The organism is Tepidisphaeraceae bacterium (genome assembly GCA_035998445.1).
GTDB lineage: Bacteria > Planctomycetota > Phycisphaerae > Tepidisphaerales > Tepidisphaeraceae > DASYHQ01.
Genome location: DASYHQ010000041.1, coordinates 13,906 through 39,336 on the forward strand (window position 1 = coordinate 13,906; position 25,431 = coordinate 39,336).

Annotated in this window: 25 protein-coding genes; 18 read left to right on the forward strand and 7 right to left on the reverse strand. The window is 64.3% G+C overall.

The window, feature by feature from the left end; all coding sequences use genetic code 11:
- Nucleotides 1-605: 605 nt before the first annotated feature.
- From VGN72_15720 to VGN72_15750, 7 genes are all read left to right on the forward strand, one after another.
- Nucleotides 606-1,421 (forward strand): glycosyltransferase family 2 protein, encoded by an 816-nt coding sequence (locus VGN72_15720; protein HEV7300814.1) that lies wholly within the window; start codon nt 606-608, stop codon nt 1,419-1,421.
- Nucleotides 1,342-1,752 (forward strand): DUF2304 domain-containing protein, encoded by a 411-nt coding sequence (locus VGN72_15725; protein ID HEV7300815.1) that lies wholly within the window; start codon nt 1,342-1,344, stop codon nt 1,750-1,752. Before VGN72_15720 ends, VGN72_15725 begins: the two co-directional genes overlap by 80 nt.
- 325 nt (nt 1,753-2,077) lie before the next feature.
- A complete protein-coding gene (locus VGN72_15730; protein ID HEV7300816.1) occupies nt 2,078-2,824 on the forward strand; it encodes an ABC transporter ATP-binding protein in 747 nt (248 codons plus the stop codon).
- A gap of 49 nt (nt 2,825-2,873) precedes the next feature.
- Nucleotides 2,874-4,430: an FtsX-like permease family protein gene (locus tag VGN72_15735; protein ID HEV7300817.1), complete on the forward strand. Its 1,557-nt coding sequence runs from the start codon at nt 2,874-2,876 to the stop codon at nt 4,428-4,430.
- Nucleotides 4,431-4,586: 156 nt separating this feature from the next.
- Nucleotides 4,587-5,342 carry a DUF3299 domain-containing protein gene (locus VGN72_15740; protein ID HEV7300818.1) on the forward strand — a complete coding sequence of 252 codons (756 nt, stop codon included), beginning with the start codon at nt 4,587-4,589 and terminating at the stop codon, nt 5,340-5,342.
- Between the two features lie 268 nt (nt 5,343-5,610).
- Nucleotides 5,611-6,138 (forward strand): hypothetical protein, encoded by a 528-nt coding sequence (locus tag VGN72_15745; protein HEV7300819.1) that lies wholly within the window; start codon nt 5,611-5,613, stop codon nt 6,136-6,138.
- Nucleotides 6,139-6,217: 79 nt separating this feature from the next.
- The gene (locus tag VGN72_15750) at nt 6,218-6,409 is read left to right on the forward strand and encodes a hypothetical protein (GenBank protein HEV7300820.1); all 192 of its coding nucleotides are present in this window, start codon (nt 6,218-6,220) and stop codon (nt 6,407-6,409) included.
- Nucleotides 6,410-6,453: 44 nt separating this feature from the next.
- Here the strand turns inward: VGN72_15750 and VGN72_15755 are convergent, their stop codons facing one another.
- From VGN72_15755 to VGN72_15770, 4 genes are all read right to left on the reverse strand, one after another.
- Complete coding sequence (locus VGN72_15755; GenBank protein ID HEV7300821.1) at nt 6,454-6,903, reverse strand: Fur family transcriptional regulator; 450 nt, start codon at nt 6,901-6,903, stop codon at nt 6,454-6,456.
- Between the two features lie 916 nt (nt 6,904-7,819).
- On the reverse strand, nt 7,820-8,890 hold the full coding sequence (locus tag VGN72_15760) for a Gfo/Idh/MocA family oxidoreductase (protein ID HEV7300822.1): 1,071 nt from the start codon (nt 8,888-8,890) through the stop codon (nt 7,820-7,822).
- Nucleotides 8,891-8,987: 97 nt separating this feature from the next.
- Nucleotides 8,988-10,199 (reverse strand): tyrosine--tRNA ligase, encoded by a 1,212-nt coding sequence (gene tyrS, locus VGN72_15765; GenBank protein HEV7300823.1) that lies wholly within the window; start codon nt 10,197-10,199, stop codon nt 8,988-8,990.
- Nucleotides 10,200-10,318: 119 nt separating this feature from the next.
- Nucleotides 10,319-11,332: a CPBP family intramembrane glutamic endopeptidase gene (locus VGN72_15770; GenBank protein ID HEV7300824.1), complete on the reverse strand. Its 1,014-nt coding sequence runs from the start codon at nt 11,330-11,332 to the stop codon at nt 10,319-10,321.
- 62 nt (nt 11,333-11,394) lie between these two features.
- Here VGN72_15770 and trpC point away from each other — a divergent pair, with 62 nt between their 5' ends.
- Complete coding sequence (trpC, locus tag VGN72_15775) at nt 11,395-12,222, forward strand: indole-3-glycerol phosphate synthase TrpC (GenBank protein ID HEV7300825.1); 828 nt, start codon at nt 11,395-11,397, stop codon at nt 12,220-12,222.
- 364 nt (nt 12,223-12,586) lie between these two features.
- On the opposite strand, the gene VGN72_15780 is transcribed toward trpC, so the two are convergent.
- The 3 genes from VGN72_15780 to VGN72_15790 all read right to left on the reverse strand — a co-directional run bounded on the left by VGN72_15780 (nt 12,587) and on the right by VGN72_15790 (nt 15,214).
- Nucleotides 12,587-13,444: an all3515 family Zur-repressed PEP-CTERM protein gene (locus VGN72_15780; protein ID HEV7300826.1), complete on the reverse strand. Its 858-nt coding sequence runs from the start codon at nt 13,442-13,444 to the stop codon at nt 12,587-12,589.
- A 197-nt stretch (nt 13,445-13,641) separates the two neighbouring features.
- Entirely contained in the window at nt 13,642-14,325 is a 684-nt protein-coding gene (locus tag VGN72_15785; GenBank protein HEV7300827.1) for a PEP-CTERM sorting domain-containing protein, read from the reverse strand.
- 103 nt (nt 14,326-14,428) lie between these two features.
- Nucleotides 14,429-15,214 (reverse strand): prepilin-type N-terminal cleavage/methylation domain-containing protein, encoded by a 786-nt coding sequence (locus tag VGN72_15790; protein ID HEV7300828.1) that lies wholly within the window; start codon nt 15,212-15,214, stop codon nt 14,429-14,431.
- Between the two features lie 407 nt (nt 15,215-15,621).
- Between VGN72_15790 and VGN72_15795 the strand changes: the two genes are divergently transcribed.
- From VGN72_15795 to VGN72_15840, 10 genes are all read left to right on the forward strand, one after another.
- The gene (locus VGN72_15795) at nt 15,622-16,074 is read left to right on the forward strand and encodes a hypothetical protein (protein HEV7300829.1); all 453 of its coding nucleotides are present in this window, start codon (nt 15,622-15,624) and stop codon (nt 16,072-16,074) included.
- 168 nt (nt 16,075-16,242) lie between these two features.
- Nucleotides 16,243-16,911, forward strand: a complete 669-nt coding sequence (locus VGN72_15800) for a hypothetical protein (protein ID HEV7300830.1) — start codon at nt 16,243-16,245, stop codon at nt 16,909-16,911.
- Between the two features lie 128 nt (nt 16,912-17,039).
- Nucleotides 17,040-17,666 carry a GNAT family N-acetyltransferase gene (locus VGN72_15805; GenBank protein HEV7300831.1) on the forward strand — a complete coding sequence of 209 codons (627 nt, stop codon included), beginning with the start codon at nt 17,040-17,042 and terminating at the stop codon, nt 17,664-17,666.
- Nucleotides 17,566-17,997, forward strand: coding sequence for a hypothetical protein (locus tag VGN72_15810; protein ID HEV7300832.1), 432 nt, complete (start codon nt 17,566-17,568; stop codon nt 17,995-17,997). The genes VGN72_15805 and VGN72_15810 overlap by 101 nt, the downstream gene beginning before the upstream one ends.
- A 275-nt stretch (nt 17,998-18,272) precedes the next feature.
- Nucleotides 18,273-19,877 (forward strand): hypothetical protein, encoded by a 1,605-nt coding sequence (locus VGN72_15815; protein ID HEV7300833.1) that lies wholly within the window; start codon nt 18,273-18,275, stop codon nt 19,875-19,877.
- A 672-nt stretch (nt 19,878-20,549) separates the two neighbouring features.
- On the forward strand, nt 20,550-20,849 hold the full coding sequence (locus VGN72_15820) for a hypothetical protein (GenBank protein HEV7300834.1): 300 nt from the start codon (nt 20,550-20,552) through the stop codon (nt 20,847-20,849).
- Nucleotides 20,850-20,934: 85 nt separating this feature from the next.
- Nucleotides 20,935-21,969 (forward strand): sulfate ABC transporter substrate-binding protein, encoded by a 1,035-nt coding sequence (locus VGN72_15825; GenBank protein HEV7300835.1) that lies wholly within the window; start codon nt 20,935-20,937, stop codon nt 21,967-21,969.
- A gap of 118 nt (nt 21,970-22,087) precedes the next feature.
- Nucleotides 22,088-23,170, forward strand: a complete 1,083-nt coding sequence (locus VGN72_15830; GenBank protein HEV7300836.1) for a sulfate ABC transporter substrate-binding protein — start codon at nt 22,088-22,090, stop codon at nt 23,168-23,170.
- A 179-nt stretch (nt 23,171-23,349) separates the two neighbouring features.
- Complete coding sequence (locus VGN72_15835) at nt 23,350-24,234, forward strand: sulfate ABC transporter permease subunit CysT (protein ID HEV7300837.1); 885 nt, start codon at nt 23,350-23,352, stop codon at nt 24,232-24,234.
- A gap of 149 nt (nt 24,235-24,383) precedes the next feature.
- A complete protein-coding gene (locus VGN72_15840; GenBank protein ID HEV7300838.1) occupies nt 24,384-25,397 on the forward strand; it encodes an ABC transporter permease subunit in 1,014 nt (337 codons plus the stop codon).
- The last annotated feature ends 34 nt before the right edge of the window (nt 25,398-25,431 follow it).

Below are 25,431 nucleotides of genomic sequence, written 5' to 3' on the forward strand. Positions count from 1 at the left end.
CAAGGCTGATCCTCTCTTGCGGTGGGAGTGGTGCCGGATGGCTGCGACGCCGTGGGGTAGGCGAGGCGCTCGCGATGCCGTCGGCGAGGTGCGGGCGCGGCGCGGGCGGCGAGCGGGATGGGTGTTGGGGACAGAGATGGGACGCGCGAGGGCGTTTTTGCGGGTGCGAAGGGGCCTTGTGGGGCAAAGCGGGGCGGGAGTGGCCCCGCTGGCGCGGGAGGGGGGCGGCGATCCGCTGCGTTCGGCGGGGTCGCGTCATCCGGAGAGGTTGCAAAAGAACGCTGCCGCGTCCGCTCCGACCGTGGCATGGGCGTCTCGCCCATGCTGGTGGTAAGGCCAAAAAACCAGATTGATTGCAGCGGCTCGGTCGGCGCAGCATCAACTAAACAAATTTCTCATTCCAATCCACACGCATGGGCGAGACGCCCATGCCACGGGAAGAGCGGGCCCGTCCGTCTGAAAAAGCAACCGCTCAGGAGGACGAGCACGCGGATGAATTGCCAGCCGTATTGTGGGTCATTCGTGGGGCGGCGGGGCATGGGATTGGGGGATCGGCCCCGCCGTCATTCGTATTCCCTCTCCTTCCCGCTAGAATGGGCCTTTCCATGCCCGCTGTTGCGTCCTCATCTTCCCCGCGTTGCCTGATCATCGTTCCGGCGTTTAACGAGTCGCGATCGGTGGGGAAGCTGGTGGCACGGCTCAGCCGGTGGTTGCCGGGATATGACGTGCTGGTGGTGGACGACGGGTCGACCGACGACACCGCCGTCCAGGTGCCGGATTGTGCGACGGTCATCAGCATGCCGTTCAACCTCGGCATTGGTGGGGCGATGCAGGCGGGGTACCGGTACGCGGCGTTGCACGGGTACGACATCGCGATCCAGTGCGACGGCGACGGGCAGCATCGGCCGTTGGAGGTGCTGCGGCTGGTCGATCACATGACGACAACAGGGTCGGACCTCGTGCTCGGCAGTCGGTTTTTAGAGAACGTGAAGTACCGGCAGTCGATCATGCGCATGACCGGCAGCTTCGTACTGGGGTTTTTGATCCGCGTGCTGACCGGCATGCGCATCACCGATTGCACGAGCGGCTTCCGGGCGGTGAACCGCGAGGTGATTGAGGCGTTTGCCCATTGGTATCCGGAGGATTACCCCGAGCCGGAGGTCATCCTGCTGTTGAAGCGGGCGGGGTTCCGCATTTCCGAGGTGCCGGTGCGCATGCGGCAGCGCCGAAGCGGGGCCAGCAGCATCGGCATGCTGGCGGGGATGTTTTACGTGTTGAAGGTCTTCGTCTGCGTCGTGCTCGACCTCGTGCGCGACCCGTGGCCGCGCAGGAAGGTGCCCGATGTGGATCCGCAGCGTGTTTCTGGTGGTGTTGGGCTTCGGCCTGCTCATTCTCGCCCTGCGCCGCCTTCGCCAGTTTAAGCTGCGCGAGCGCTACGCGCTGCTGTTCATGCTGATGGGCCTGCCGTTCATCGGCCTGGCCTTCTGGCAGGACGGCGTCGGTTGGATGGCCGAGCGGTTGCAGATGCAATACAACACGCTCGCGCTGATCTGCGTGGCGGTCTTCCTGTTCCTGGCGGTGTTCGAACTGCTGACGATCGTGTCGATGCAGGACCGCAAGATCACCACGCTGGCGCAGATGGTCGGTATCCTCATGGAACGGCAGAACTTAAACGAGCGGGCCGTGCGGGATGATCCGGAGAACCGCGCAGGGACGCCTCGTGTCGAGCAGAGGAACGAGGGACCGAACTAAGTTTGGCCCCTCTCCGGTACTCATGGGAGAGTCTGGGTGGGGGTGATTCCGAACCTAATGTCGACGCACGGAGAAGAAGACCGCCCACAAATGAACACGAAGGCACACGAATAGGAGCAATCTCGGCTTTCCCCATTCGTGTTCCTTCGTGCCAATTCGTGGTCCATCTGCAGTTCGAAATGCACCCCCACCTAGCCTCCCCCGGAGTACCGGGAGAGGGACCAGAGACAGATCGGGCCTGTTCCCGATCGCAAAACGACATGCAACTTTGTTGCGTCTTGCGCGTGCCATCGTTTAAGGTAGGGCGCAACGGGAAGGACTGCGCGTGTCGATAGAACTCCACAACCTGAAGAAGAGTTACCGTTCCCCGGAGGGTGGCGCGGTGCCGGTGATCGACGTGCCGGCGTTCGCGGCGGGCGATGGGGAGCAGATCGCGCTCGTCGGGTCCAGCGGGTCGGGGAAGACGACGCTGCTGAACCTAATTGCCGGTATTTTGTCGCCCGATAGCGGACAAATCCTGTATTCCATTGACGGCCGGCAGACCGACCTCGCCGCCATCGGTGAACCGGCACGCGACGCGTTCCGCGGGCGCAACGTCGGGTTTATCTTTCAGACGCATCACCTGCTGCCCGGCTTCACGGCTTTAGAAAACGTGCTGCTCGGCATGAGCTTCACCGGTCGGTCCGCCGACGCCAACTGGGCGAAGCATCTCCTGAACGAGGTCGGCCTGAGCGATCGATTGAACTATCACCCGGAAAAACTTTCCGTCGGCCAACAGCAGCGCGTCGCGATCGCGCGGGCGCTGGCCAACCGGCCCAAGCTGGTCTTGGCAGACGAACCGACCGGCTCGCTCGACGCCGTCAGTGCGCAGCAGGCGCTCGACCTCATCCGCAAGCTGTCGCGCGAGGTCAGCGCGACCCTGCTGCTGGTCAGCCACGACGCCCAGATCACCGGCCAGTTCGAGCGCGTCGTGGATTTGTTTGAACTGAACCGAGCGGCCAAGAAGGTGGAATTGCGGAGTGCGGATCTCGGCGTGCGGATTGAAAGACCGCAGCCCGAAGCCGCGACCTGACTTCCCGTGTTCTCCATTCCGCAATCGGCAATCCGAACTCCGCAATCCCATGAACCTCTTCCAGATCATCCTCAAGAACATGCGTCAGCGGGCGCTGGGCACGTGGCTGACGTTGCTGTCGGTCACGCTCGGCGTGGCGCTGGCGATCGCGGTGCTCATCGTCTACCGCGAGGGCAAGTCGCTCTTCGGGCAGACCGAGTTCGGGTACGACGTCATCATCGGTGTGAACCGCGGCTCGCCAATGCAGCTGGTCATGAACACGGTCTACCACATCGACCAGAGCCCCGGGAACATCCCGTACAGCATGTACGAGATGCTGGTGACCGACAACCAGTACCGCCGCAACGTGAAGATCGCGGTGCCGATCGCGGTGGGGGACAGCTACCTGAACCACCGCATCGTCGCCACGCTGCCGAAGATGTTCGGCTTCGAGAACGACGGTAAGACCCCGCTGCCCGCCGACAGCATCATCCGGTACTCTGGCGACAAAGCGTACGAGTTCGAGACCGGCGGCAGCTTTCACGCCGACAAGTTCGAGGCCGTCATTGGCGCCGATGTGCCGCAGATGAGCGGGCTCGACATGGGCGGCACGTTCCAGATGACGCACGGCGTCCCCGAGCCCAACGCAGAGCCCGACGTACACGACGAGACCTGGAAGGTCGTCGGCCGGCTGAAGAAGACCGGCACTGCGATCGACCGCGTGATCTTCATCCCGCTCATCACGTTCTACTGCGTGCCCGACCACGAGGAGGGCCTTAGCGCCCAGGCGATGATCCGGGCCGGCATCGACCCCACGAAACTGCCCGAGGAACTGCAGCCGAAGCCCGACACGCACGCGCACGACCACGGGCCCGCGACCCAAGGCGACGCGGCCGACGACCATGACGATCACGCCGTGACCGACGACCACGATGATCATGCCGTGACCGATGATCACGACGACCATGCCGAGGCCGGCCATGGTCATGGGCACAACCACGACCATCACGACCACGTCTACCACATCAACGACGACGGCACGGTCGAACTGCACATGCCCAAGGACCAGTGGGCGCTCTCGGCCGTTCTCGTGAAGGCGCGCGGCGGGGACAGCAGCGCGTTTCGCGCCAACGAATTAATGTACATGTTCCGCGTGCGCAACGAGGCGCTGGCGGTGAACCCGGCCCAGGTGATGCGAGAGTTTTTTGACACGTTCTTACGCAGCAGCACGCTGGTGCTGCTGCTGGTGAGCGCGCTGGTGACGATCGTCGCCGCGGTGGGCATTCTGGTGAGCATCTACAACTCGGTGGCCGCCCGACGGCGGGAGATCGCCATCCTGCGGGCGCTGGGCGCTACGCGCGCTAAAGTTTTGTCGATCATCTGCTTAGAGGCGGGCCTGATCGGCTTGGTCGGGGGCCTGTTGGGGCTGGTGCTGGGTCATGCGGTGGCGGCGGTGGGGTCGGGATACATGAAGGCGTTTTTGGGTCAAAGCATCCGATGGACGACGATCGACGAGCGTGAACTGCTATACTTGGTTGGCGTAGTTGTTTTGGCCACCCTCGCCGGCCTCGTTCCCGCCGCCGCCGCGTATAAAACGCCGGTGGCGACGAACTTGGTGCCGAGCTGATTTCTGGTCCCTCTCCCATGTACTCATGGGAGAGGCTAGGTGAGGGTGATTTCGAACTGCTGACGGTTCTCGGTAGAACGAAGTCACCCTCACCTAGCCTCTCCCGGCGTACCGGGAGAGGGACCGGAGCGCGATCTACTGAATGTGAGTTAACTCATGGTACGTCACCTCCTGATCTTCACCCTCGCCCTTGCCCCGACCGTGGCATTCGGGCAGACCACACAACCGGCCGCCGCCGACGCACCGGCCGCTGCCGCCGCCGCGCCACTACCGGCCGATTACGAGCTGCGCACGATGCAGGCGTTCGCCAACAGCGAGTGGCGTAAGTCGCTGACGATGCTGAAGAAGCTCGAGGCATCGCTGGCCGACAAGCCCGACAAGCTCAAGCAGATCCAGGAGTACATCCGCGTCGCCGAGCGCAACATCGCCGACCCCAAGGCCGCCGCCGCGTTCGACCCGAAGTCGATGCTGGTCAATCCGAACGACCCACCGACCGATCCGGACAAGCGCAAGAAGCACGTCGCGCCCACCGGCGACGCGGTGCTGCCGCTGACGATCAAGGAACTGGGCAACTTCCAGTACGACGCCGACAAGGGTGGCAACGTCCCGGCCGACGTGAAGGCGCTCAACGGCGTGAAGGTGCGGCTCAGCGGATACATGATCCCGCTCGACCAGGCCAGCCGCATCACCAATTTCGCGCTCGTGCCCGATCTGCTCTCCTGCTGCTTCGGCGCGCCGCCGTCACTGCAGCACATGGTCGTGGTTCACGTGCCGCAGGATAAGGGCCTGAACTACTACCCCGACGAGATCGTCTGTGAAGGCACGCTCGTCGTTGAAGAGAAGAAGGACGATGAGTTCATCGTCAGCCTGTTCGAGCTGAACGTGACGAGCGTGAAGCCAGCGGTCCGGTGATGGGAATCAGAACAGAGATCCTCGCCGCTCGTTATCCTGAGACGGTGTCAAAGAACGACGCCGCGTCCGCTCCGACCGTGGCATGGGCGTCTCGCCCATGCGTGCGGAGTGGAATGGAAAATTGGATTTATGACCAACAGCGCCGGCCATGCAGGCAGGCATAAATGAGATTGACTGGCCCCATCGCGAGCATGGGCGAGACGCCCATGCCACGGTGAAGGCAGTCACGATCGGATTGTCGCCTGCAATCCATAATGTCGAGGAAGCTATGACATCCACAAACCAAACCAACGTCCCGTTGTCCGAGCGGATCAACTTTCGGCTGCTGGCGTTCTCGATCATCGCGATCGTGCTGGTCGGCACGCCGATCTACTGGTACGTCGACGAGGTCGTCAGTGGCGGCATCAAGGTGCGCGGCGACGTGACCGAGGTGAACCTGAAGGCCATGAGCACCTTCCCGTTCGACCAGGTCAAAGGCACCATCGAGGACGTCCCCGAACGCTGGCGCGCGCTGGACGGCAAGAAGGTCGAACTGGTCGGCGAGATGTACCTCGCCAACTCGGCCGGCGATGAGGTTCGCAAGTTCGACCTCGTCTACAGCATCGCCAAGTGCTGCTTCAGCGGCCCGCCGCAGATCCAGCACTTCGTGCAGGCCACCGGCCGCGACGGCAAGGCGCTACCGTACTACCAGGGCCTGGTGAAGGTCACCGGCACGCTGCACGTAAACGTGAAGCGAGGACCGGAACGCGTGGAAACCGTCTACCAGATGGTGGTGGATTCGATTCAACAGGGGTAGTGGGGGAACGTCAGTACCGTGCGCGTGCAATGCGAATGGATCGGTCGTTCTGAGAGGGTGTCAACGAACATCGTCGCGGATGTCTTCCCGTGGCATGGGCGTCTCGCCCATGCGTGTGGACTGGAACTGGAAGCTCTATTTGTTGGCTGCTGCGCCGACCGAGCCGCTGCAACCAATCGTGTCGTTCGGCCTCACGGCACGCATGGGCGAGACGCCCATGCCACGGCCGGAGCGGCCGCGGTCTTCAACACCTATCAAGGATGACGATTAGCGGCAGGGCGGCAGCACGCTGCCAACTGTTGCGCGCCGCCTATGTCACTCGGCGTCGTCGGCCTTGCTGCACTTGGGGCAGGAGCCGTGGAGCGTGACTTCGGGGTAGGTGATGCGGTAGTCGGATTCCACCTTCATCGACTGGACGAAGTTGGTCGGGATCTGGGCCGCGTCGAGGCATTCGACCTCGCCGCAGTCGTCGCAGACGAAGTGGGGGTGGCTGTGGTTGGCCGCGTGCTGGCGGGTCGCGGCGTCGCCGATCGCGTAGCGCCACGAGCGATCCTCGCCGCGCACGCGGTGGATGATCTTCTTGTCGACAAACGTGTTCAGCGTGCGGTAGACCGTCACGCGGTCGATGTGGCTCGACAGCTTGCCAATGATCTCGGCGGCGTCCAGCGGATGCTTCCCACCCGCCAACACGTCCAGCACGCCCAGTCGGACCGGGGTTCGGCGCAAGTCGTGGGCCTTCAGAATGACTTCGGCAGGGCTGGGCATGTCCCCATATCGTAGTAGCGCAGGCCGTGCGAGGAAAGCGGCGGGGGAAAGTGGGAAGTGGAAAGCGAATGCTGGCCAGGCACGCTCGCCGGCCAAATAGACTTGTCGTCCTGCCGGGGCGCTTACGAAGTAAGACGACGTCGCTCCGGTCCCTCTCCCGGTACGCCGGGAGAGGTTAGGTGAGGGTGATTTCGAACGGCGAAGTGTCCACGAATGGGCACGAATCAACACGAATGGGAAGAGGCAAGATTGGGCATTTACCTACTTGACGCACTCCTGAGCAAGCGATTGTCTCTCCGGTCCCCTCTCCCGGCATTCCGGGGGAGGGTTAGGCACCGTCTGACGTATCGCGCGTGGGCGAGAAGCTTGTCATCCCGACCCTAGAGGTAGCGACCCGACCCATCTCCCCACGGGCGTGAATCGCTCGTCATTCGAGATCCCTCAGGTCGCTACCGCTCCCATCGGGATGACAACCACGCAGATGGGCACTCACTTTGATTCGTCAGACAGTGCCTAGGGTGGGGCATAGCGTGGACGCGTCTAAACCGACCCCCTCTCTAGCCCTCCCCCGCGAGTACACGGGAGAGGGGACCAGAGCAGTGAATCAAGTATGTTGTCGCCCCAGATTGCTTCGCTCTTATTCGTGTTCCTTCGTGCCCATTCGTGGGCACTCCGCCGTTCGAAGTCACCCTCACCTAATGCGCTGGCAAAAGCCATGTCATCCCGATGGGGGCCTTGGCGACCCGAGGGATCTCGAACCACGGACGGCTCTCAGCCTTGGGAGATCCCTCAGGTCGCTACCGCTCCCTTCAGGATGACATTGGGTTCTTTTCCGCTAGCCTTTAGGCTCCCATCGGGGTGACAACCACGCAGATGAGCACTCGCGTTGATCCGTCAGACAGGGCCGCGCCTGCAATTACTTCACCTCGACCGGCTGGCCGTTCTTCTTGGCCGACTCGTACATGGCCAGGATGATCGCGACGGCCTTGCGGGCCTCGGGGCCGTTGGTGTCGGCTTCCTGGCCGGCTTCCCAGCGTTCCAGGATGTGCACGATGTTGTGGCCGTGCATGTCCAGCGGCACGTCGGTCGCGCTGGAGCCACCGGCGGTGCTGGTGGCCTTGCCGGCGCCCGGACCGAGGCGCTCGCGCAGGGCCTCGTCCTCGGGCGTCTCGTTGCGGAACTTGTAGCGGACGAGGCTGTTTTCACTGACCGCGTGACCGTCGCCGCCGCCCACTTCCAGGCGCACGGCGCCACCGGGGTACATCGCCGTGCTGCCGACGATCGTGCCGAACGCGCCGTTCTGAAACTGCAGCGAGCAGCTGAGCGTGTCCTCGACCTCGATCTCCGGGTGAATGCGGCTGCTGGCGTAGGCGCTGACCTGCTTCACCGGGCCGACGACCCATTGAATGAGGTCGACCGCGTGCACCGACTGGTTCATGATCGCGCCACCGCCGTCCAGCTTCCACGTGCCGCGCCAGCCGCCCTCGCGGTAGTACTGGTCGGACCGGTACCACGGCGTCATCGAACCGGCCCAGGCGATGGTGCCAAACCGACCGGCGTCGGCGGCATCCTTCAGCGCGCGGTTGGCGCCGTTCCAGCGGTTCTGGAAGATGCCCGCCAGCTTCACGCCCTTCTTGCTGGCCGCGGCGATGATCTTGTCGATGCGCTCGAGGCTGATCTCCATCGGCTTCTCGACGATCACATGCTTGCCCGCCTCGATCGCCATGATGGCCGGGTCCATGTGGTTGCCGCTGGGCGTGCAGACGTGGACGACCTCCAACTCAGGGTGCTTGGCAAGCATTTCGGCCTCGTCGGCGTAGACCTTCACGCCGGTGATCTTGTGCTTGTCGAGCGACGCCTGCGCCTTGGCCGTATCCTGATCGCACACCGCCACGAGCTGGGTGTTGGGGATCTGGTTGATCAACCGGACGTGCCAATCGCCGACCACGCCCACACCGACCACTGCGTTCCGCCACATCTTTGCCATCGAAAGTGCTCCTGAAGGGTGAGAAGAATGAGCGGGAAAGGGTAAGGGCATCGGCTGGGCAGTACAAGGCTGGACGAGCGCGCCCCGATCCTGTCGCCTACACCCGCACCCGCGCGAACCGTCGGCCGAGCTTCACGACGGTTGGCTCGGCGGTGATCGTGAATTCCTTCTGCGGGTCGGTGACCTTCTCGCCGTTGATGCTGACGGCGCCCTCCTTCACCTTGCGGGTGCCCTCGCCGTTGCTGGTGGCCAGTTTGGCCAGCACGAGCAGCGGGCCGATCTTGTGCGGGCCGGCGGGCACGGTGAACTCGGGCATCTCGTCGGGGACTTCCTTCTTCACAAACTGCTGGATGAACTCGGCTTCCGCAGTCGCCGCGGCTTGGTCGTCGTGCAGCCAGGCGATGATGTGCTTGGCCAGCCGCACTTTTGCGTCGCGCGGCTTGGTGGCGATCTGCTGGCGGATCTCGTCGAGCGGCAGTGTGGTCAGCAGTTGGTAGTAGCTTTCCATCAGGCTGTCGGGCAGGCTCATGATCTTGCCGAACATGCCGTTGGGGCCGCTCGGTGGGTCGGTCAGGCCGATGTAGTTGCCGAGCGACTTGCTCATCTTCTTCGTGCCGTCGAGACCGACCAAGAGCGGCGTGACGATGACGATCTGACCCGCCAGCGCGTCGTCGGGCTGTTCCTCCTGCTGAAACTCCCGGCCGACCATGTTGTTGAACAGCTGGTCGCTGCCGCCCATCTCCACGTCGGCTTCGATCGCCACGCTGTCCCAGCCTTGCAGCAAAGGGTAGAGGATCTCGTGCAGCCGCACGTCGGTTCCCTCGGCGTAGCGCTTGGCGAAGTCCTCGCGCGTCAGCACCTGCGCGACGGTCTTTCGGCTGGCGAGCTTAATGATGTCGACCAGCCCCATCTTGCCGAGCCACTCGCTGTTGAAGCGAATCTCCAGATGCTCGGGATCGGTGCGCAGGACCTTGTCGATCTGCGCAACGTACGTCTTAGCGTTGCTGTCGATCTCGTCACCGCTCAATGGCGGGCGCGTCTTGTTGCGGCCACTGGGATCGCCGACGCGGGCGGTGTAGTCACCGATGATGATGACGGCCTTGTGGCCCCAGTCCTGGAATTGCCGCACGATGCCCAAGGGCACGGCGTGACCGAGGTGAACGTCCGGCGCGGTGGGGTCCATGCCGAGCTTGATGCGCAGGGGCTTGCCGGTCTGCTTCGATCGTTCGAGCTTCTTGCGCAAGTCGGCTTCGGGCAGGATGCGTTCGGCGCGTCGGGCGAGGATGGCGAGTTGGTCGTCGGTGGTCATGGTATCGCGATGGAGGATAGAGGATACGCCATAGCAAGCAAAGCGAGCCTGATGCGTGTGATCATTTAGCCCCGGGCTTGCCCGGGGCCTTCGTCAATGCCCCCGGGGCAAGCCCGGGGCTATGTGGGCACGCTCACGTAGATCGCGGTCGACACCGCGTTGAACATCGCGTGCATGAGGATGCAGACCCACAGGTTGCCCGTGCGCTCATACGCGTACCCGAACGCGACGGCCAGCAGGAAGATCGGCGGCGCCGTCCACGCCGCGTGGACGAGCGCGAACAGCAACGCCGTCGTCAAAATGGCCGCCCAACGCGGCCAGGCCCGCGCGACCGGGCCGGGCTGGGCATAGGGGATGGTTGTGAAGTTGGGATCAGCCTCACCAACCGGAAAGCCACCACGCGGGGCAAGCGCGGGCGTGGGGGTAGCCTCGGGGACTTCACTCCGCCTGCTCAACCGATCGAAGAACGCCGCTAAGATCGTCTGCAGGTGGGCGCGGAACAGCAGTTCTTCAAACACTGGCGCGACGACGACTGCGCCGAGCAGCAATCCCCATCGCGCCCAGCCGCCGGTCGCGGTCTTCAGTTGCAGTAACACATCGTGCGCCTCGGGATGTTCATAGCCGACGAGTTGGTAGATGAGCGTCGCGAAACTGCCGATCGCGAAGACGAACGGCAGCACGATCGCGATGCCCGCAAAAGCTGGCCACGTGCTGTCGAGAAAATGCCGCAGGCCATAGCCCAATCGCGTCACCAGCCCACGGCCCAGCAGGAAGTTGCCGCCGACCAGAACAAGCGCGCCCACCACGCCCGGCAGCGTCATCAGCAGTGCCGTCTCGCCCGGCGACAGCAGGGACAACAGGTCGCCTTGCCGTTGTTCGGGCGTGAGCGTTCCAGCCTTGTAGCTGAAGATCGCCCACTGCAGGCCGAGCCATGCGACCAGGGCCACACCGAGCGTGATGAACATCCCACCCAGATCGCCGCGCGATTCCCAGCGTTCGGGTCCGACGACGCTGCGCCGGCGAAATACGCCACCCCAATGCGCCAGGGGCAGGCCGATCAGCAGCAGAACGATCGCGAACGCGGCCACGTCTTGCACGGCGGGTGCTTCGGCGACGGAAACGACGATTGACATGCCTACCATCCGTTATACATTGACCCGCTCGCGCCCCGGTTGGGGGGCGGCCGATTGTAGCGATGTCCGACGCCAAGCCCACCATCCTCGACGAGATCATCGCCACCAAGCGACAGGAGGTCGCCGAGCGCAAGGTGCGCGTGCCCGTCGAATCGCTCAAGGAGACCATCCAAACCCTCGGCCGCCCGCGCAACTTCTTCCACGCCATCACGAAGACGCCCGTCGGCAAGCCCGTGAACCTGATCGCCGAAGTGAAGAAGGCCAGCCCCAGCGCCGGCGTGATCCGTGAGAACTTCGACCCCGTCGATATCGCCAAGCAGTACCGCGACGCCGGCGCCGATGCGCTGTCGGTCTTAACCGACGAGAAGTACTTCCAGGGCCACCTCGATTACATTCACGCGATCCGCGACGCGGTGAAGCTGCCGGTGCTGCGGAAGGATTTCATCGTCGACCCTTACCAGGTCTACGAGAGCCGCGCCGCCGGCGCCGACGCGATTTTGCTGATCGCCGAGTGCCTGAGCGCCAGCGAACTGGTCGATTTGCAGATCCTGGCGACCGAGTTGCACCTGACCGTGCTGATCGAGGTGCACGACGTCGACAACCTGATGCGCGTGCTCGACCGCGTGATCGGCTTCCCCCACAAGAGCTACAGCCTGCTGGGCATCAACAACCGCGACCTCCGCACCTTCAAGACCGACCTCGGCACGACGCTGCGCATGACCGATTTGATCGAGGACCGCAGCGTCCTGGTCAGCGAGAGCGGCATCTACGCCTACGCCGACGTGAAGAAGCTCGCCGAGGCGGGTGTGCGCGGCATCCTGGTGGGTGAGAGCCTGATGCGCTCGGCCGACATCGGCGCAAAGGTCCGCGAACTGTTCGGGCAGGCGTAGACACTTCGCAACGTCTATCAGTTTGATCGCTCTTGGCGTTCCGTGGCATGGGCGCCAGAGCCCATGCGTGCAATAGGGCCAGGCGATCAGATAAGTTTCAGCAGCTTTGGCCGGCGCGTACCGAGCTAATCAGATTCCTCGTTCCAATCCATACGCATGGGCTCTGGCGCCCATGCCACGGTCCAACGCCGGCGCTGCCACGAATTTCGTGCCATCTGAGCGAAGACGAGAACGACGGTTTGGAGCACAGCGCGAAGCGTACGTTCGCGCTGTAGTCTGCTTCTCTTAAGCGAAGAACGCCGGACGGGTCGCTCAAGCGAACCGTCCGGCGTGTCTATCCTTCCTTACGTTTTGCTGGCGCAAACTACCCTTGCGTCCCCCCAACGCGCCGGCGTCGCTTGAGCGCGGCAAGGCCGCACGCGCCCAGCAGGCCGAGCGCCCCCGGTTCCGGCACCGCGGCGACCTGGAAGTCCATGAAGAATCGGCCGGAGTCGCCGAACGTACCCGATCCGTCGGTCAATCGGAACTCGGCCGAGTAGGTGCTGCCGGGCGCAGCCGAATCGTCGACCCAGAACGTGGGCAGCACTTGGAAGAACTCGTCTCCGTCGCCAAGGTGGACGTCGCTGCCGGCCGTCAGGGCGTTCATGTTGCCGCCGATCGCGATGCTCAGACCGGGCGTCGCGGAGATGAGCTCCAGGTGAATGTCGGCCCCGTCCAGCGAATCGTTCCAGCGACCGCTGGAACTGTTGAAGAGCACATTGCCCTCAACGCCCTCATTCACGAGCGAGTGAGCGTTGCGGAACTCGAGGTTGCCGTACTCCACGTCCTGCAGCTGGGCGCTGGGCAGCCCGCTGCGGAACGTGCCGCCCCAGGTCGATCCCGTGCCGGACTGAAGCGAGATCGGGGGCATGTTCTGGTACGTCTCGGGCAGGCGATTGTTGGTGCTCGTGTCGTTCAGGGTCGGCGAGCCGGCGGGGCCGGTGTAGTTGTAGGTGCCGATCGAGTGATAGTGATTGCCGTGCGCCAGCAGCAACGTGAGGCGGTTGTGGTTGGGGTTGTCCGGGTAGGCGACGGCCGGCACCGTGCCGGCCTCGTTGAACGGCGCGCTGCGCCCGTCCAAGCCGATGTAGTACGTGGCGATGTCGGCCTGAACGTCGGCCGGACCGATTAAACCGACCAACGCGAGCGCCACGGCACCGGCGGTGTTTGCAATGCGATTCACGAGAACTCCTCTGCCGCTTATCATGCGGCTGCAGTTGTGACCCGCGGCCCATCGGTGTTAGCGCACCGGTGGGCCGCACTGTTGAACATTCGATGCGAGACAAGCTAATTACATATGCAGCTGCATATGCAATTAGCGGAGCGATGAAAAAGCCCGTCAGCTGCGAGATGACGGGCCTCCCACCGCTTAGAGAACCTTTACACCGACGCGCGGCGCCGGCGCAACGCCATCAGGCCACCGAGCGCCAGCAGCCCGGCGGTCGCGGGCTCGGGGACCGCGGCGATCGTCGCGTCGACCGCGGCTTCGTGGTTGAACTCCGAGTCGCCGTAGTTCAGGACGATCCAGAACGGCAGCGAGTCGTCGACGCCGCTTTGCGTGGTCGAGAGGCCCAGTTCGATGCGGTACACCCCTATGTCAGGCGTGGCCGAGCCCGGCGCTTCCAGGCTGAACGTGAAGTGTTCGTGCCAGCTGCCGGCGCCGTTGGTGTTCACGGTCAGCGTGTTGCCACCGCCGGCCGTGTTGATGGCGTCGGGCAGCACGGACACGTTACCGTTGTAGATCTGCAAGCCCTCAGCGACCGAGCCGAGCGAACCGGGGCTAACGAAGGTGGAGGTCGCCGAGTCCCAGGCATCCAGGCCGCTCAGCAGGGTGAGCGTCACCGGGGTGTTGGGGGCGAACGTGCCATCTTCGGAGTCGAAGCCGGGGCTGCTGGTCGATGCCGTTACGGTGCTGAGCTCGCCCTCGAAGACGCGGGCGCCGTGCGTGACGATGGCGTTGTCCTCGATTTCCAGTTCAATGTCGCCGCCATGAACGTGTTGGGCATAAGCCGCTGAGCTTGAAAGGCCCATTGCGATGATGGAAGAAGCGATGAAGCGTTGCATGTACTCTCTCCTGTTGTCGTGAACTACCTGCTCGCCACGTCGGCCCCGCGACCTTCGCAGGGGCCATTACAGGCGTGGCGATTTAAATGACGCCCCGTGCCGCTCATCGCGCCACGTTCGGGTCAAACTTGTTCTGTGCCCGCGATACGAAAACGTCGCGGAATCGCATTCGCTCGGCGTGTCCGTCGAGGAACGCGTAGTTGGCCGCTGCGTCCCAGGTGGCGCGCTTGCCGCCGTGCATGTGGGTGGCCATCTGGTCGGCGGCGTTGTGGAGCGTGACGAGCGGGTTGCCGGGCGGCACCCACCAGTCTTCCACGTGCGGGTGATCGCTGCCGGCGTACTCGCCGACGATCGGCATCTCGATGAAGTGCACGACCGCCGACGACTGCCGCACCTGGGTGATTCTGCGGTAGGGCCCAGCCGGGTAGTTCACGCCGGTCGGGCAGAGTTCGACATCTAAGAAGTTGTTGATGCCGTAGCTGGTCCGCCGCCAGCGCGGGTCGGCGAGCGTGGACGGCGGGACGGGCGTGGCACCTTCCCAGTGCGGGCTGTCGTCGCTCGGGCAACGCAGCAGCAGCGGGGCGGCGTAGTACTTCTGCAGCGTGTAGAACCAGGCGCCCTGCTCATCGTGCACGGTCGAACCATGCCCGAAGCCGGCCTGGATGATCGCGCCCTTGTTGTCGTTCACGTAGATGGCGTGGGCCATCGCCATGTTGCGCATGTTGGCCAAGCACTTGGTGGCGCTGGCCTGCTGGCGCGCCTTGCCAAGCGCGGGCATCAACAGGCCTAGCAGCAGCGCGATGATGCCGATGACCACAAGCAACTCGACAAGGGTGAAGGCGCGCTGCCCTCTACTTGCACTCGTGATGTACATGCAACATGATGGCATGTGTGCGAGTGTAGCAAGTCATCCTTGGGCGTCAAGTTCATTTGCAACAGAGTTGCGTTTAGGGCTGCTTCGCAGTTCAGTAACGTGTGGAGCAGATGTTCTCTGGTGTGGATGAGAGATCGCGATACACCCGTCCCACGCCGCGGCGTAACGCGCGAATCTTAAGGGCGACAGCATGCGAAACGCGCGGAATCCGCAGCTTGCGCCACGGCGTCGAAGCACCATTCAATAGAGATTCCAACGCTCTGGTTTGACTAAATTGCATGTAAGGTATTTGTTAGGGTTTTTTCTTGCCTCGCGCAGCGGATTCAGCTATTCTAGTGCAGGTGAGAGGATTTGGAGCCGTGGCACCGGTTTCTGATCCTTATCCGATGTTTGTTGAATGGTGAACAACAGAAGGAGCGGTCATGCCGATTCACGAGAGCCGCGTGATGGAGCGGGTGGACGGGGTGACGCCGCGGGCGTTGGACGGGGAGCCGACGGTCATCCTCAAGCGGGCGCGGTTGCTCGAGCGCGACGATCGCCTGCTGGTCGAGCTGGCGCTGCAGGGGCGGTTGTCCCGGCGGAAACTAGGGGAGGTCTTCCACGTTCCGGCCGGTACGGTCACCCGGCGGCTACAGCGCATCGCGGCGCGGTTGTACGACCCGTTGGTCGTCGATTTGCTCGACGACACCTGCCCGATCGCGCCCGAATATCGGCAGATCGGGGTCGAGCACTTCCTGCAACGGCTGAGCATTGCCACGATCGCGGGCAAGCACTGCATGCGCCTTGCCGACGTTCGGGCCGCGATCCACTTCATCCGCGGTTGGCACCGCGGCATTCGCGCCCAGCGCGAGTGGACCCGCGTCGGTCGGCGGTAACCGTCCGGCCGGCGTCATCGCCGTCGGCGAGCATTCCTACTGCCGTGGGACGATGGGGGGAAAGCTGGCCAAGGCCTGCGTCCTTCGACCCCGCTTGCGGGTCGGTGTGAGCGTTCCCTCCGCTCGCACCTTCGCAACGAACTTCCTTCGAATATCAGGAGTCTGACCATGTCTTCTCAAGCGAATGACGCCGGCGTCGCATTGCCGTCGATCGGCCAACTCCGCCCGGCGCCGCCGAGCGCGATGGCGCAACAGGTGGCGCGTTGGTTCGACTTAGACACGACCGCGGATGTCGCGGCGTCCAGGGCGCGCGACGTGGAGGTGCCGTTGCCCAAGGTGGGCGAGTTGATGCTGGTCACCGGTCCCAGTGGCGCGGGAAAAACTTCGCTCCTGCGTCGACTGCGCGCGCGTCACGCCGCGGCGCAAGCCTTCGTCGATCTGGCAGACATCGCGTGGCGCGACGGCCTGGTCATCGACCAGTTCGGCGACGACATCGAGGCGGCGCTGATGCTGCTGGCGCGCTTCGGCCTTGGTGAGGCCCACACTTACCTGCAGCCGCCGAACACGCTCAGTGATGGCCAGCGATGGCGCCTGCGCCTGGCGCGGGCGGTGCACGATGCGCCGCCGAAGTCCATCCTGATCGCCGACGAATTCGCGGCGATCCTGGATCGCGTGACGGCGCACGTCGTCGCGCGGGCGTTGCGCCGGGCGATCGATGCGTCGCCTCGTCTTGGCGCGATCGTCGCGACGAGCCATGACGACCTGGGTGGTGCGCTCGTGCCCGACCTGGTCGTGCGGTGCGACTTCAACTCGATCACGTGGACGCGCCGGACGTGACGCACTTGCGCGCCACATAGCCCCGGGCTTGCCCGGGGGCATCTACGAAGAACCCGGGCAAGCCCGGGGCTATGGGGTCGCGCTCACGCACACCTCCGTTCACGAATCCAAAACCATTGGAGGTACCCATGATTCCGATCATGCCGACTTTCCTGCCCGGGCGGTTCCGCATCGTGGCGGGCACGCGTGCGGACTACCTGGCGCTTCGGTGTTTTCACTACCGTCAGCATGACCCGCGGACCTGGGCCGCCATCTGGGCCATTCGTTACGCCGCCCGCGATGCGCCGATCGCCGACGAGCGCGCGATCGCGGTGGGGGTGCTGTCCTGGCCCACCGCGGTCAATGGCGGGCGCGATCGCGCGTTCCGCCTGACCGGCCTGCGCTACGGGCAGAAGATCGCGTTCGCCAACGCGAACGTGCGGACGATCAGCCGGGTGATCGTGCACCCGCAGTTCCGCTCGCTGGGGCTGGCATCGGCGCTCGTGCGGTGGCTGTGCACGCACTGCCCCACGCGCTACGTCGAGGCGTCGGCGCAGATGGGCCGGGCGCACCCGTTGTTTGTCGCCGGTGGAATGACGCGCATCACCGGCACGCCGGCCGACAAGCCGGTGTACTACCTGTTCGACCGTGAACGACCTTCGGAGGGACCGAACCATGCACAAGCGAAACCTGAAGATGGAGCAGTTGATCGCCGAGATGAACCACTCGACGAAGCCGATCGCCGAACTGCTGGCGGAGATGGAAATGCCGCCTGAGCAGTTCCAGGCGTGGCTGGCGTCGCCGGTCGGCCGCAAGGCGATGCGGCGGCTGCGGCGCACGCTGGCGACGTTCCGCGAGATCGACCTGGCCCGCGGTGGCGCGGGTGGCGCCCAGCGCCTGCTGGCCGCGGTGGGTGGTAAGAAAACCATGTCCGCCCAGGCCCGCGCCGTCGCCGTCGCGCTGGTCAACCTCGCCCGCACCCGCCGGCAGTCGGCTAAACCCGTCGCGGGTGGCGCGAGCACGGCGGCCGGCATATCGGTCGATGCGGGATTGCTCGATGAGCTGCGCGACGCGCAGGCGTCCGGTGATGCAGACCCCGTCGACTAGCCAGACGGCTGTTCCCTCTCCCTCCGGGAGAGGGCAGGGGTGAGGGCCCGACACTGCAGACAGGCCAGCCTGGGCTAGACGCATCATCCATCGCTTGCGGCTTCGCAGACCGACACGCTCTGGTCTGCGAAACCGCAAGAGATGGATTGAGTTGGTCCGCAAGTGCGTCGCTCCCCGCATGACGTGCCCTCACCCTAACCCTCTCCCGGAGGGAGAGGGGACCAGACTGCGTCCCGCGCTTACTTCGCTTCAACACCCATTCCAACGAGGCCCCCATGCCCACCAAGACCAAACAAGCGATCCTCGCCGACCTGCTGCTCGCGCCGTGCACGACGCCCGCGGCGTTGCACCTGTGGGTGCGGGTGTTCCTGCAGATGAACGTGCCGACGACGCCGGTCTGCCCGCACCACGACGCGCCGTTCGAGTACCTGAAGCACGCCTACTTTGAACCCGCCAAGGACGTCGTCGTCTGGGCGCCGCGGGGCGGCGGGAAGACGCGCCTCGGCGCGGCCGCGACGCTGCTCGATCTGCTGCACAAGCCGGGCGTGGCGGTGCGCATCCTGGGTGGCAGCGTCGAGCAGAGCCTGAAGATGTGGGAACACCTGCTGCCCGACCTTGAACGCGTCGCCGGCGGCATGTTGCTGGGCAAGACGCGCCTGCGCCGCATTGGCCTGTCCAACGGGTCGGCGGCGGCGGTGCTCACGCAGTCGCAGCGGGCCGTGCGCGGGCTGCGCGTGCAGAAGCTGCGCTGCGATGAAGTTGAACTGTTCGACCCGGCCGTGTGGGAGGCGGCGCAGCTTGTCACGCGATCGATGAACGTGCTACCAGACGGGCAACGACGCCGGCGCATTCGTCGCGCGCAGCATCAACAAGTAGGCAACGCAGCGAATCCGGCAAGCCCTTCAGAGATCGGCGCACGCGAGATCGGCGGTGTGGTCGAGGCGCTGTCGACCTTGCACGCCCCCTATGGGTTGATGAACCGCGTGGTCGAATCGGCCCAGGCGTCGGGCACGCGGGTGATTCGCTGGTGCGTGCTGGACGTGCTGGAGCGCTGCCCACCATCGCGCCCGTGCGGCACGTGTCCGCTGTGGGACGAGTGCCAGGGCGTCGCGAAGACCAAGTGCAACGGGTTCATGCGCATCGACGATGCGATCGCGATGAAGCGGCGGGTCAGCACCGAAACGTGGCAGGCCGAGATGCTCTGTCGTCGACCAAGCGTGAAGGGGTGCGTGTTCCCATCGTTTGACCCGAGCGTGCATGTTCGCGAAGCGGGTCCGTTGCCTGTGGTCAGTGGTGCGGTGTTGTCGGATACAGCGCATTCCGGCCGGTCTGTCGCCACGGACAACGGACGACGGACCACAGACATTCGCTTGGCAATCGACTTCGGCTACGCCAACCCGTTCGTCTGCCTCTGGATCGCGACGCACGATTGCGTGACGCACGTGGTGGACGAGTACGTGCAGACCCAGCGGACGGTGGACGAGCACGTGGCGCATCTGGCCTCGCGGCCGTGGCCGGTGGGGCGGGGGACGCTCGTCGCGTGCGACCCCGCGGGTAACGGGCGCAGCGAGCAGACGGGCCGCTCGTCGGTCGACGCGCTGCGGGCCGCGGGGTACGTCGTGCGCTCGCGGCCGAGCCGGATCGTGGATGGACTGGAACTCGTGCGTGCCGCGCTACGGCCGGCCAGCGGGGCGGCAGCACTGTTCATCCACCCGCGATGCACGCGGTTGATCAAAGCGATGCGCTCCTACCACTACCCACCGTGCGGCGGTGAACTGCCCGTGAAGGACGGCGAGCACGATCACCTGATCGACGCGCTGCGGTATCACTTCGTGAACGCCAGCGTATGCCAGACGGTGGTGGAGCGACGGCGGTATTGAGTGCCCACTGGACGACGGATGAACGCCAAGACGCCGTGACGCGTGCCGGTTCCTCTGCCGGTACGCCGGGCGCGTTACGCCGGGCGCGGCTGGGTGAGGGTGATGGGAATGCCGAATGCCGGATGCGGGAAGTCAAAGGGCTCGCGACGATTCCGCCGTTGGCCGCGTTCGGGACTAGTTGTCATCCCGAGGGGAGCGGTAGCGACCCGAGGGATCTCCCAAGGCCGAAAACCGTCCGTCGTTCGAGATCCCTCAGGTCGCCTGAGGCTCCCTTCGGGATGACAAGTGCGCACGAGGCGACAGAGTTCGGTCCGCCAGCCTTTGGGTTCCGCTCGGGATGACATCTCGAAAAGGTCGGCCGCCACATCTGATCGGCGAGACAATGTCTACCCTTCCCGGCCAACTCGGCGACTCAACCCAACTCCAGCACCTACTCCGTCCCACCAAACGCCTATAATGCCTATAGGAATTGAGTAAAATCCCTTGACACGCTTCTGCCCCCGCGTTAGAACCTGCGCACCATGTGGTTCCGAATGTCTCGTACCTGTCTGTCCTGCACCGAGCCGCGAATGCCGCGGTGTTGTCGCCGCTAAGGAAACCGCGGCGGTGGATGTGCAACGGGCAGCAGACAGTTAGCCGGCGAACGACGCTGGTGACATTCGGGAGACAACCATGTGGAACGAACACGCCAATGGCGACAGTGCCGTCGCCGATCATGACCTGCAGACCGACGCGCAGTTGTTGGGTGGCCTGCGCGACGCGTACCACGGGCAGGGGTATCAACAGGGTTACATCCGCGGTTCGCGCGACGCGTCGGCGATGCTGGTGCTGGCGGTCGAGGAGTTCATCCGCGCCCGCGCGCTGGACACCGCCGAGCGCGCGATGCTGCGCCAGTTTCACCGGTACACCGAACGGCATCTCGATGCGCTCTCCCCGGCATTCACGGATGTCGAGGGTGGGCTGGGGATTTGATGGGTAGAGGTTTCGGGACGATGCGGGAACGCATGCCGCTTAAGCGGCTAGTCCGGTGCGGTAGGGTTGGATCGGGAGGTTGGCGATGAAGAATGTTCTGATAGTGGCGGCAATCGTGGCGGCGCTGGCGGTCGTGGTGTATTCGATGGTGGTGCCCGCGAGCCCCGCGCGCGGGGCGGACATCGAACTGTTGAACGTCAGCTACGATCCCACGCGCGAGCTGTACGCCGAGTACAACAAGGCATTCGCGTCCCACTACAAGGCCATCACCGGTGACAACGTCACGATCAGCCAATCGCATGGCGGCAGTGGAAAGCAGGCGCGGGCGATCATCGATGGGCTGCAGGCCGACGTTGCGACGCTGGCGCTGGCGTACGACGTGAACGCGCTGCACGAAAGGGGCGGTCTGATTCCCGCCGACTGGCAATCGCGCCTGCCGGGCAATAGCTCGCCGTACACCAGCACGATCGTGTTCCTGGTGCGGGCGGGCAACCCCAAGGGCATCAGGGATTGGTCAGACCTGATTAAGCCCGGCGTGGCGGTCGTTACGCCCAACCCGAAAACGTCCGGCGGCGCCCGCTGGAACTACCTGGCGGCGTGGGGGTACGCGCTGCACCAGAACGGTGGCGAAGAGGCCAAGGCGCTGCAGTTCGTAACCCAGCTGTTCCAGAACGTGAAGGTGATGGACGTGGGCGCCCGCGGGGCGACCACTACGTTTGTCGGGCGAGGCGTGGGCGACGTGCTGATTGCGTGGGAGAGCGAAGCGATGGCGACCCTGCAGGGGCGCAACGTGGGGCAGTTCGAGATCGTCACCCCGAGCGAGAGCATTCTAGCCGAGCCACCGGTGACGGTGGTGGACAAGAACGTCGACGTCCGCGGCACGCGGGCGGCGGCCGAGGCGTACGTGCAGCACCTGTTCAGCTACGAGGCGCAGCGGATCGTCGCCAGGCACTTTTACCGCCCGCGCAACGACAAGGTTGCTGCGGAGGTGGGCGTGAAGTTTCCGAAGCTAAAGCTGTTCAGCGTCACCGATCTCGACCCGACCGGCTGGACCGGGTTGCAGAAGCAGCACTTCGACGATGGCGGAGCGTTCGACGGGATCGTCAAGCAGATGAAGTAAGGGAAGGTTCGCAAGCGAATGCCACGCGGTTAGGGCGGGTTCGGACGGCGCAATTGGACGTGCGTTCAGAATTGCGAAGAATGTACGGCTCGGCAGCAGGGACGAAACGAGGAGCAGAATGATGATCGTGAAACAGTTAAGCGTGTTGGCGTTGTCCGCAATTCTGGCAGCCACCGGTTGCAAGAAGGTCGAGGAAGTCGGAACGGGCACGGCGGGCGGCGGCGGGGCGACGGCGGCGACGGCGAAGGACGTCGAGTTGATCAACGCGTCGTACGACCCCACGCGCGAGATGTACGTCGCGTTCAACCCGATCTTCCAGAAGCACTGGAAGGAGACGACCGGGCAAAACGTGACGGTGACCATGTCGCACGGCCCCAGCGGCAAGCAGGCGCGCGATATCGCCGCCGGCAAGGAGGCGGACATCGCCGCGCTGAGCGTCGACTTCGACATCGACGAGATCGCCAAGGTTGGCCTGATCCCGACCGACTGGCGCAGCCGGCTGCCGAACGACGCCGTGCCGTACAGCAGCGCGGTGGTCTTCCTCGTGCGCAAGGGCAACCCGAAGAACATCAAGGACTGGGACGATCTGGCCCGACCGGAAGTGACCGCCCTGGCGCCCGACCCCAAGACGGGTGGCGGCGCGCGGTGGATCTACCTGGCCACCTGGGCCCACGCGTTGCGCAAGGCCGAGGCCGCCGGGCAGACGGGTGAGGCTGCGGTGCAGGCGGCGCGCGAGTTCACGAAGAAGGTCTACGACGACGCGATCACCGACCCCGCGATGCGCGGCAGCACGACGCGCTTCATCCAACAGCAGACCGGTGACGTGCTGTTCGGCTGGGAAAACGAGATCCTGCAGGTCGTGAACGACCCCAAGAGCGGCGGCGCGTTCGAGATCGTGGTGCCGAGCGACAGCATCGTGATCGAGGTACCGATCAGCATCGTCGATAAGGTGACCGAAAAGCGCGGCACGACCGAGGCCGCAAAGGGCTACGTCGACTTCCTCTTCAGCGACCCCGGCCAGGAGATCGCCGCCAAGTTTTACAATCGCCCCTCCAGCACCGCGGTGCTGGAGAAATACAAGGACCAGTTCCCGCCACTGAAGTTGTATCGGTTTAAGGAGCACTTTAAGGATTGGCCGACGGTGATGAAGGCGCATTTTGAGCAGGGCGGGGAACTCGATCAGATGCGGCGGAGCAAGTAAGCCGCGGGTCCTGCTAGCCATTGTCATCCCGAGCGGAGCCTAAGGCGACGGGAGGGATCTCCCAGTGGCCAGCGGTCCAGGCAGTTCGAGATCCCTCAGGTCGCCAAGGCTCCCATCGGGACGACACGTCGCGCGACCGCGGCAAACGATAGACTCATCACGCGACAGACCTCCGCCTCATGGCCTCACGCAAAGTCATCCCCGGCTTCGGCCTCTCGCTCGGTTACACGGTGCTGTACCTCAGCATCATCGTGTTGCTGCCGCTGTCGGCGTTGTTCGTGAAGACGGCGACGATGGGGTGGGGGCAGTTCTGGGAGCTCATCACCAGCGATGAGGTAATGGAGGCCTACCGCTTCAGCTTCGGCGCGAGTCTGCTGGCGGCGTTCATCAACATCTTCATTGGGCTGCTGATCGCGTGGGTGCTGGCGCGGTACGCGTTTCCGGGCAAACGATTTGTGGACGCAGTGATCGATCTGCCGTTCGCGCTGCCGACGGCGGTGGCGGGGATTGCGCTGACGGCTCTGTATTCGGAACGCGGGTGGATCGGCAGCCAATGGGCGAAGACCGGCTGGCAATATCCGTGGCCAACGTGGGCCGGGTTTAGCGACGGGCTGTGGCCGATCGGGCTCGAGTGGCACGCGCGCATCGCGCTGGCGCCGCTGGGCGTGGTGATCGCGCTGATGTTCGTCGGCCTACCGTTCATCGTGCGGACGATTCAGCCGGTGCTGGAAGATCTGAGCAAGGACGTCGAAGAGGCCGCCGCGAGTCTGGGGGCGGGGCGGTTGCAGACGTTCTGGCGGGTGATTTTGCCGGCGACATACCCGGCGATTGTGACCGGGTTTGCGCTGTCGTTCGCCCGCGCGCTCGGCGAGTACGGCAGCGTGATCTTCATCACCGGCAACATGCCGGGCGTGGCGATCGCGCCGCAGCTGATCATCGAGAAGCTCGAGCAGTACAACTATGCCGGCGCGACGGCGATCGCGGTGGTGCTGCTGATCGTGTCGTTTGGAATGCTGCTGGTGATCAACATCGTGCAACGTTTTACTGCGGAACGGGTGGGGTAGATTTTTTCCGGTCCCTCTCCCGGTACGCCGGGAGAGGCTAGGTGAGGGTGATTTCGAACTGCTGACGGTTCTCGAATGAAACGAATCACCCTCACCCTCACCCTAACCCTCTCCCGGCGTACCGGGAGAGGGGATAAGAGCAACGGTTTATGAGTCACGCGCCCGCAAAAGTAGCCTACAACTTCCCTCCTGCACCGCCGTCGGCAGTCACGGAGTCGCCGACGGTGAAGTGGGTGTTGATCTCGCTGACGTTGCTGGTGATCAGCCTGTTTCTCCTGCTGCCATTGATCGTGGTGTTCTACGAGGCGCTCGATCTGAACGTCGCGTTTGAGCGAGCGTTCGCAAAACCGCAGACATTACGCGCCAAGATCGTCGAAGCTCTGTTCAATGCCGATTGGAAACAATGGTGGGAGCACGTGTCCACGCCCGAGACGTGGGAGGCGATCAAGCTCACGCTCTTCACCGCCGCCATTGCGGTGCCGTTGAACACGCTGTTCGGGCTGGCGGCGGCGTGGCTGGTGACGAAGTTCGAGTTCCGCGGCAAGAGCGTGCTGCTGACGCTGATCGACTTGCCGTTCAGCGTATCGCCGGTGGTGGCGGGGCTGACGTTCGTATTGCTGTTCGGCGCTCAGGGCACGTTCGCGAACTGGTTGGCCCACCCGAACCTATCCTTATCGTTGACCCCGTGGCGATGGACATCAATCGACCATGCTTGGACATTCTGGCAAGGTGATCAAATCCGCATCATCTTTGCATTGCCCGGCATCGTGCTGGCGACGATCTTCATCACGTTCCCGTTCGTCGCGCGAGAGTTGATCCCGCTCATGCAGAGCCAGGGCACCGACGAGGAACAGGCCGCCCGCGTGCTGGGGGCCGGCGGATGGCAGACGTTCTTCCGCGTCACGCTGCCCAACATCAAGTGGGGCCTGCTGTACGGCGTCATTTTGTGCAACGCCCGCGCCATGGGCGAGTTCGGCGCGGTCTACGTCGTCAGCGGCAACTATTCCGGCCAGATCACGCTGCCGCTGCACGTGGAACGCGTTTACTATGCCAGCTTCGTCAGCGTGGTGCCGGCCTTCGCCGTCGCGTCGCTGCTGGCGGCGCTGGCGGTGGTCACGCTGATTGTGAAGACGTTCGTCGAGTGGAAGTTTCGCGAAGAGTGAGGGGAATTGCCGATTGCCGATTTCCGATTGCCGA

Bases quoted from the DNA above. Each gene is read 5' to 3' on its own strand.
- VGN72_15755 (HEV7300821.1), bottom strand. From the start codon at position 6,903: ATGCCCAGCCCTGCCGAAGTCATTCTGAAGGCCCACGACTTGCGCCGA.
- VGN72_15725 (HEV7300815.1), top strand. From the start codon at position 1,342: ATGTGGATCCGCAGCGTGTTTCTGGTGGTGTTGGGCTTCGGCCTGCTC.
- VGN72_15785 (HEV7300827.1), bottom strand. From the start codon at position 14,325: ATGCAACGCTTCATCGCTTCTTCCATCATCGCAATGGGCCTTTCAAGC.
- trpC (HEV7300825.1), top strand. From the start codon at position 11,395: ATGTCCGACGCCAAGCCCACCATCCTCGACGAGATCATCGCCACCAAG.
- VGN72_15810 (HEV7300832.1), top strand. From the start codon at position 17,566: ATGCACAAGCGAAACCTGAAGATGGAGCAGTTGATCGCCGAGATGAAC.
- VGN72_15795 (HEV7300829.1), top strand. From the start codon at position 15,622: ATGCCGATTCACGAGAGCCGCGTGATGGAGCGGGTGGACGGGGTGACG.
- VGN72_15835 (HEV7300837.1), top strand. From the start codon at position 23,350: ATGGCCTCACGCAAAGTCATCCCCGGCTTCGGCCTCTCGCTCGGTTAC.
- VGN72_15840 (HEV7300838.1), top strand. From the start codon at position 24,384: ATGAGTCACGCGCCCGCAAAAGTAGCCTACAACTTCCCTCCTGCACCG.
- VGN72_15720 (HEV7300814.1), top strand. From the start codon at position 606: ATGCCCGCTGTTGCGTCCTCATCTTCCCCGCGTTGCCTGATCATCGTT.
- VGN72_15805 (HEV7300831.1), top strand. From the start codon at position 17,040: ATGATTCCGATCATGCCGACTTTCCTGCCCGGGCGGTTCCGCATCGTG.
- VGN72_15735 (HEV7300817.1), top strand. From the start codon at position 2,874: ATGAACCTCTTCCAGATCATCCTCAAGAACATGCGTCAGCGGGCGCTG.
- VGN72_15825 (HEV7300835.1), top strand. From the start codon at position 20,935: ATGAAGAATGTTCTGATAGTGGCGGCAATCGTGGCGGCGCTGGCGGTC.
- VGN72_15740 (HEV7300818.1), top strand. From the start codon at position 4,587: ATGGTACGTCACCTCCTGATCTTCACCCTCGCCCTTGCCCCGACCGTG.
- VGN72_15760 (HEV7300822.1), bottom strand. From the start codon at position 8,890: ATGGCAAAGATGTGGCGGAACGCAGTGGTCGGTGTGGGCGTGGTCGGC.
- VGN72_15750 (HEV7300820.1), top strand. From the start codon at position 6,218: ATGTCTTCCCGTGGCATGGGCGTCTCGCCCATGCGTGTGGACTGGAAC.
- VGN72_15815 (HEV7300833.1), top strand. From the start codon at position 18,273: ATGCCCACCAAGACCAAACAAGCGATCCTCGCCGACCTGCTGCTCGCG.
- VGN72_15790 (HEV7300828.1), bottom strand. From the start codon at position 15,214: ATGCCATCATGTTGCATGTACATCACGAGTGCAAGTAGAGGGCAGCGC.
- tyrS (HEV7300823.1), bottom strand. From the start codon at position 10,199: ATGACCACCGACGACCAACTCGCCATCCTCGCCCGACGCGCCGAACGC.
- VGN72_15745 (HEV7300819.1), top strand. From the start codon at position 5,611: ATGACATCCACAAACCAAACCAACGTCCCGTTGTCCGAGCGGATCAAC.
- VGN72_15830 (HEV7300836.1), top strand. From the start codon at position 22,088: ATGATGATCGTGAAACAGTTAAGCGTGTTGGCGTTGTCCGCAATTCTG.
- VGN72_15770 (HEV7300824.1), bottom strand. From the start codon at position 11,332: ATGTCAATCGTCGTTTCCGTCGCCGAAGCACCCGCCGTGCAAGACGTG.
- VGN72_15800 (HEV7300830.1), top strand. From the start codon at position 16,243: ATGTCTTCTCAAGCGAATGACGCCGGCGTCGCATTGCCGTCGATCGGC.
- VGN72_15820 (HEV7300834.1), top strand. From the start codon at position 20,550: ATGTGGAACGAACACGCCAATGGCGACAGTGCCGTCGCCGATCATGAC.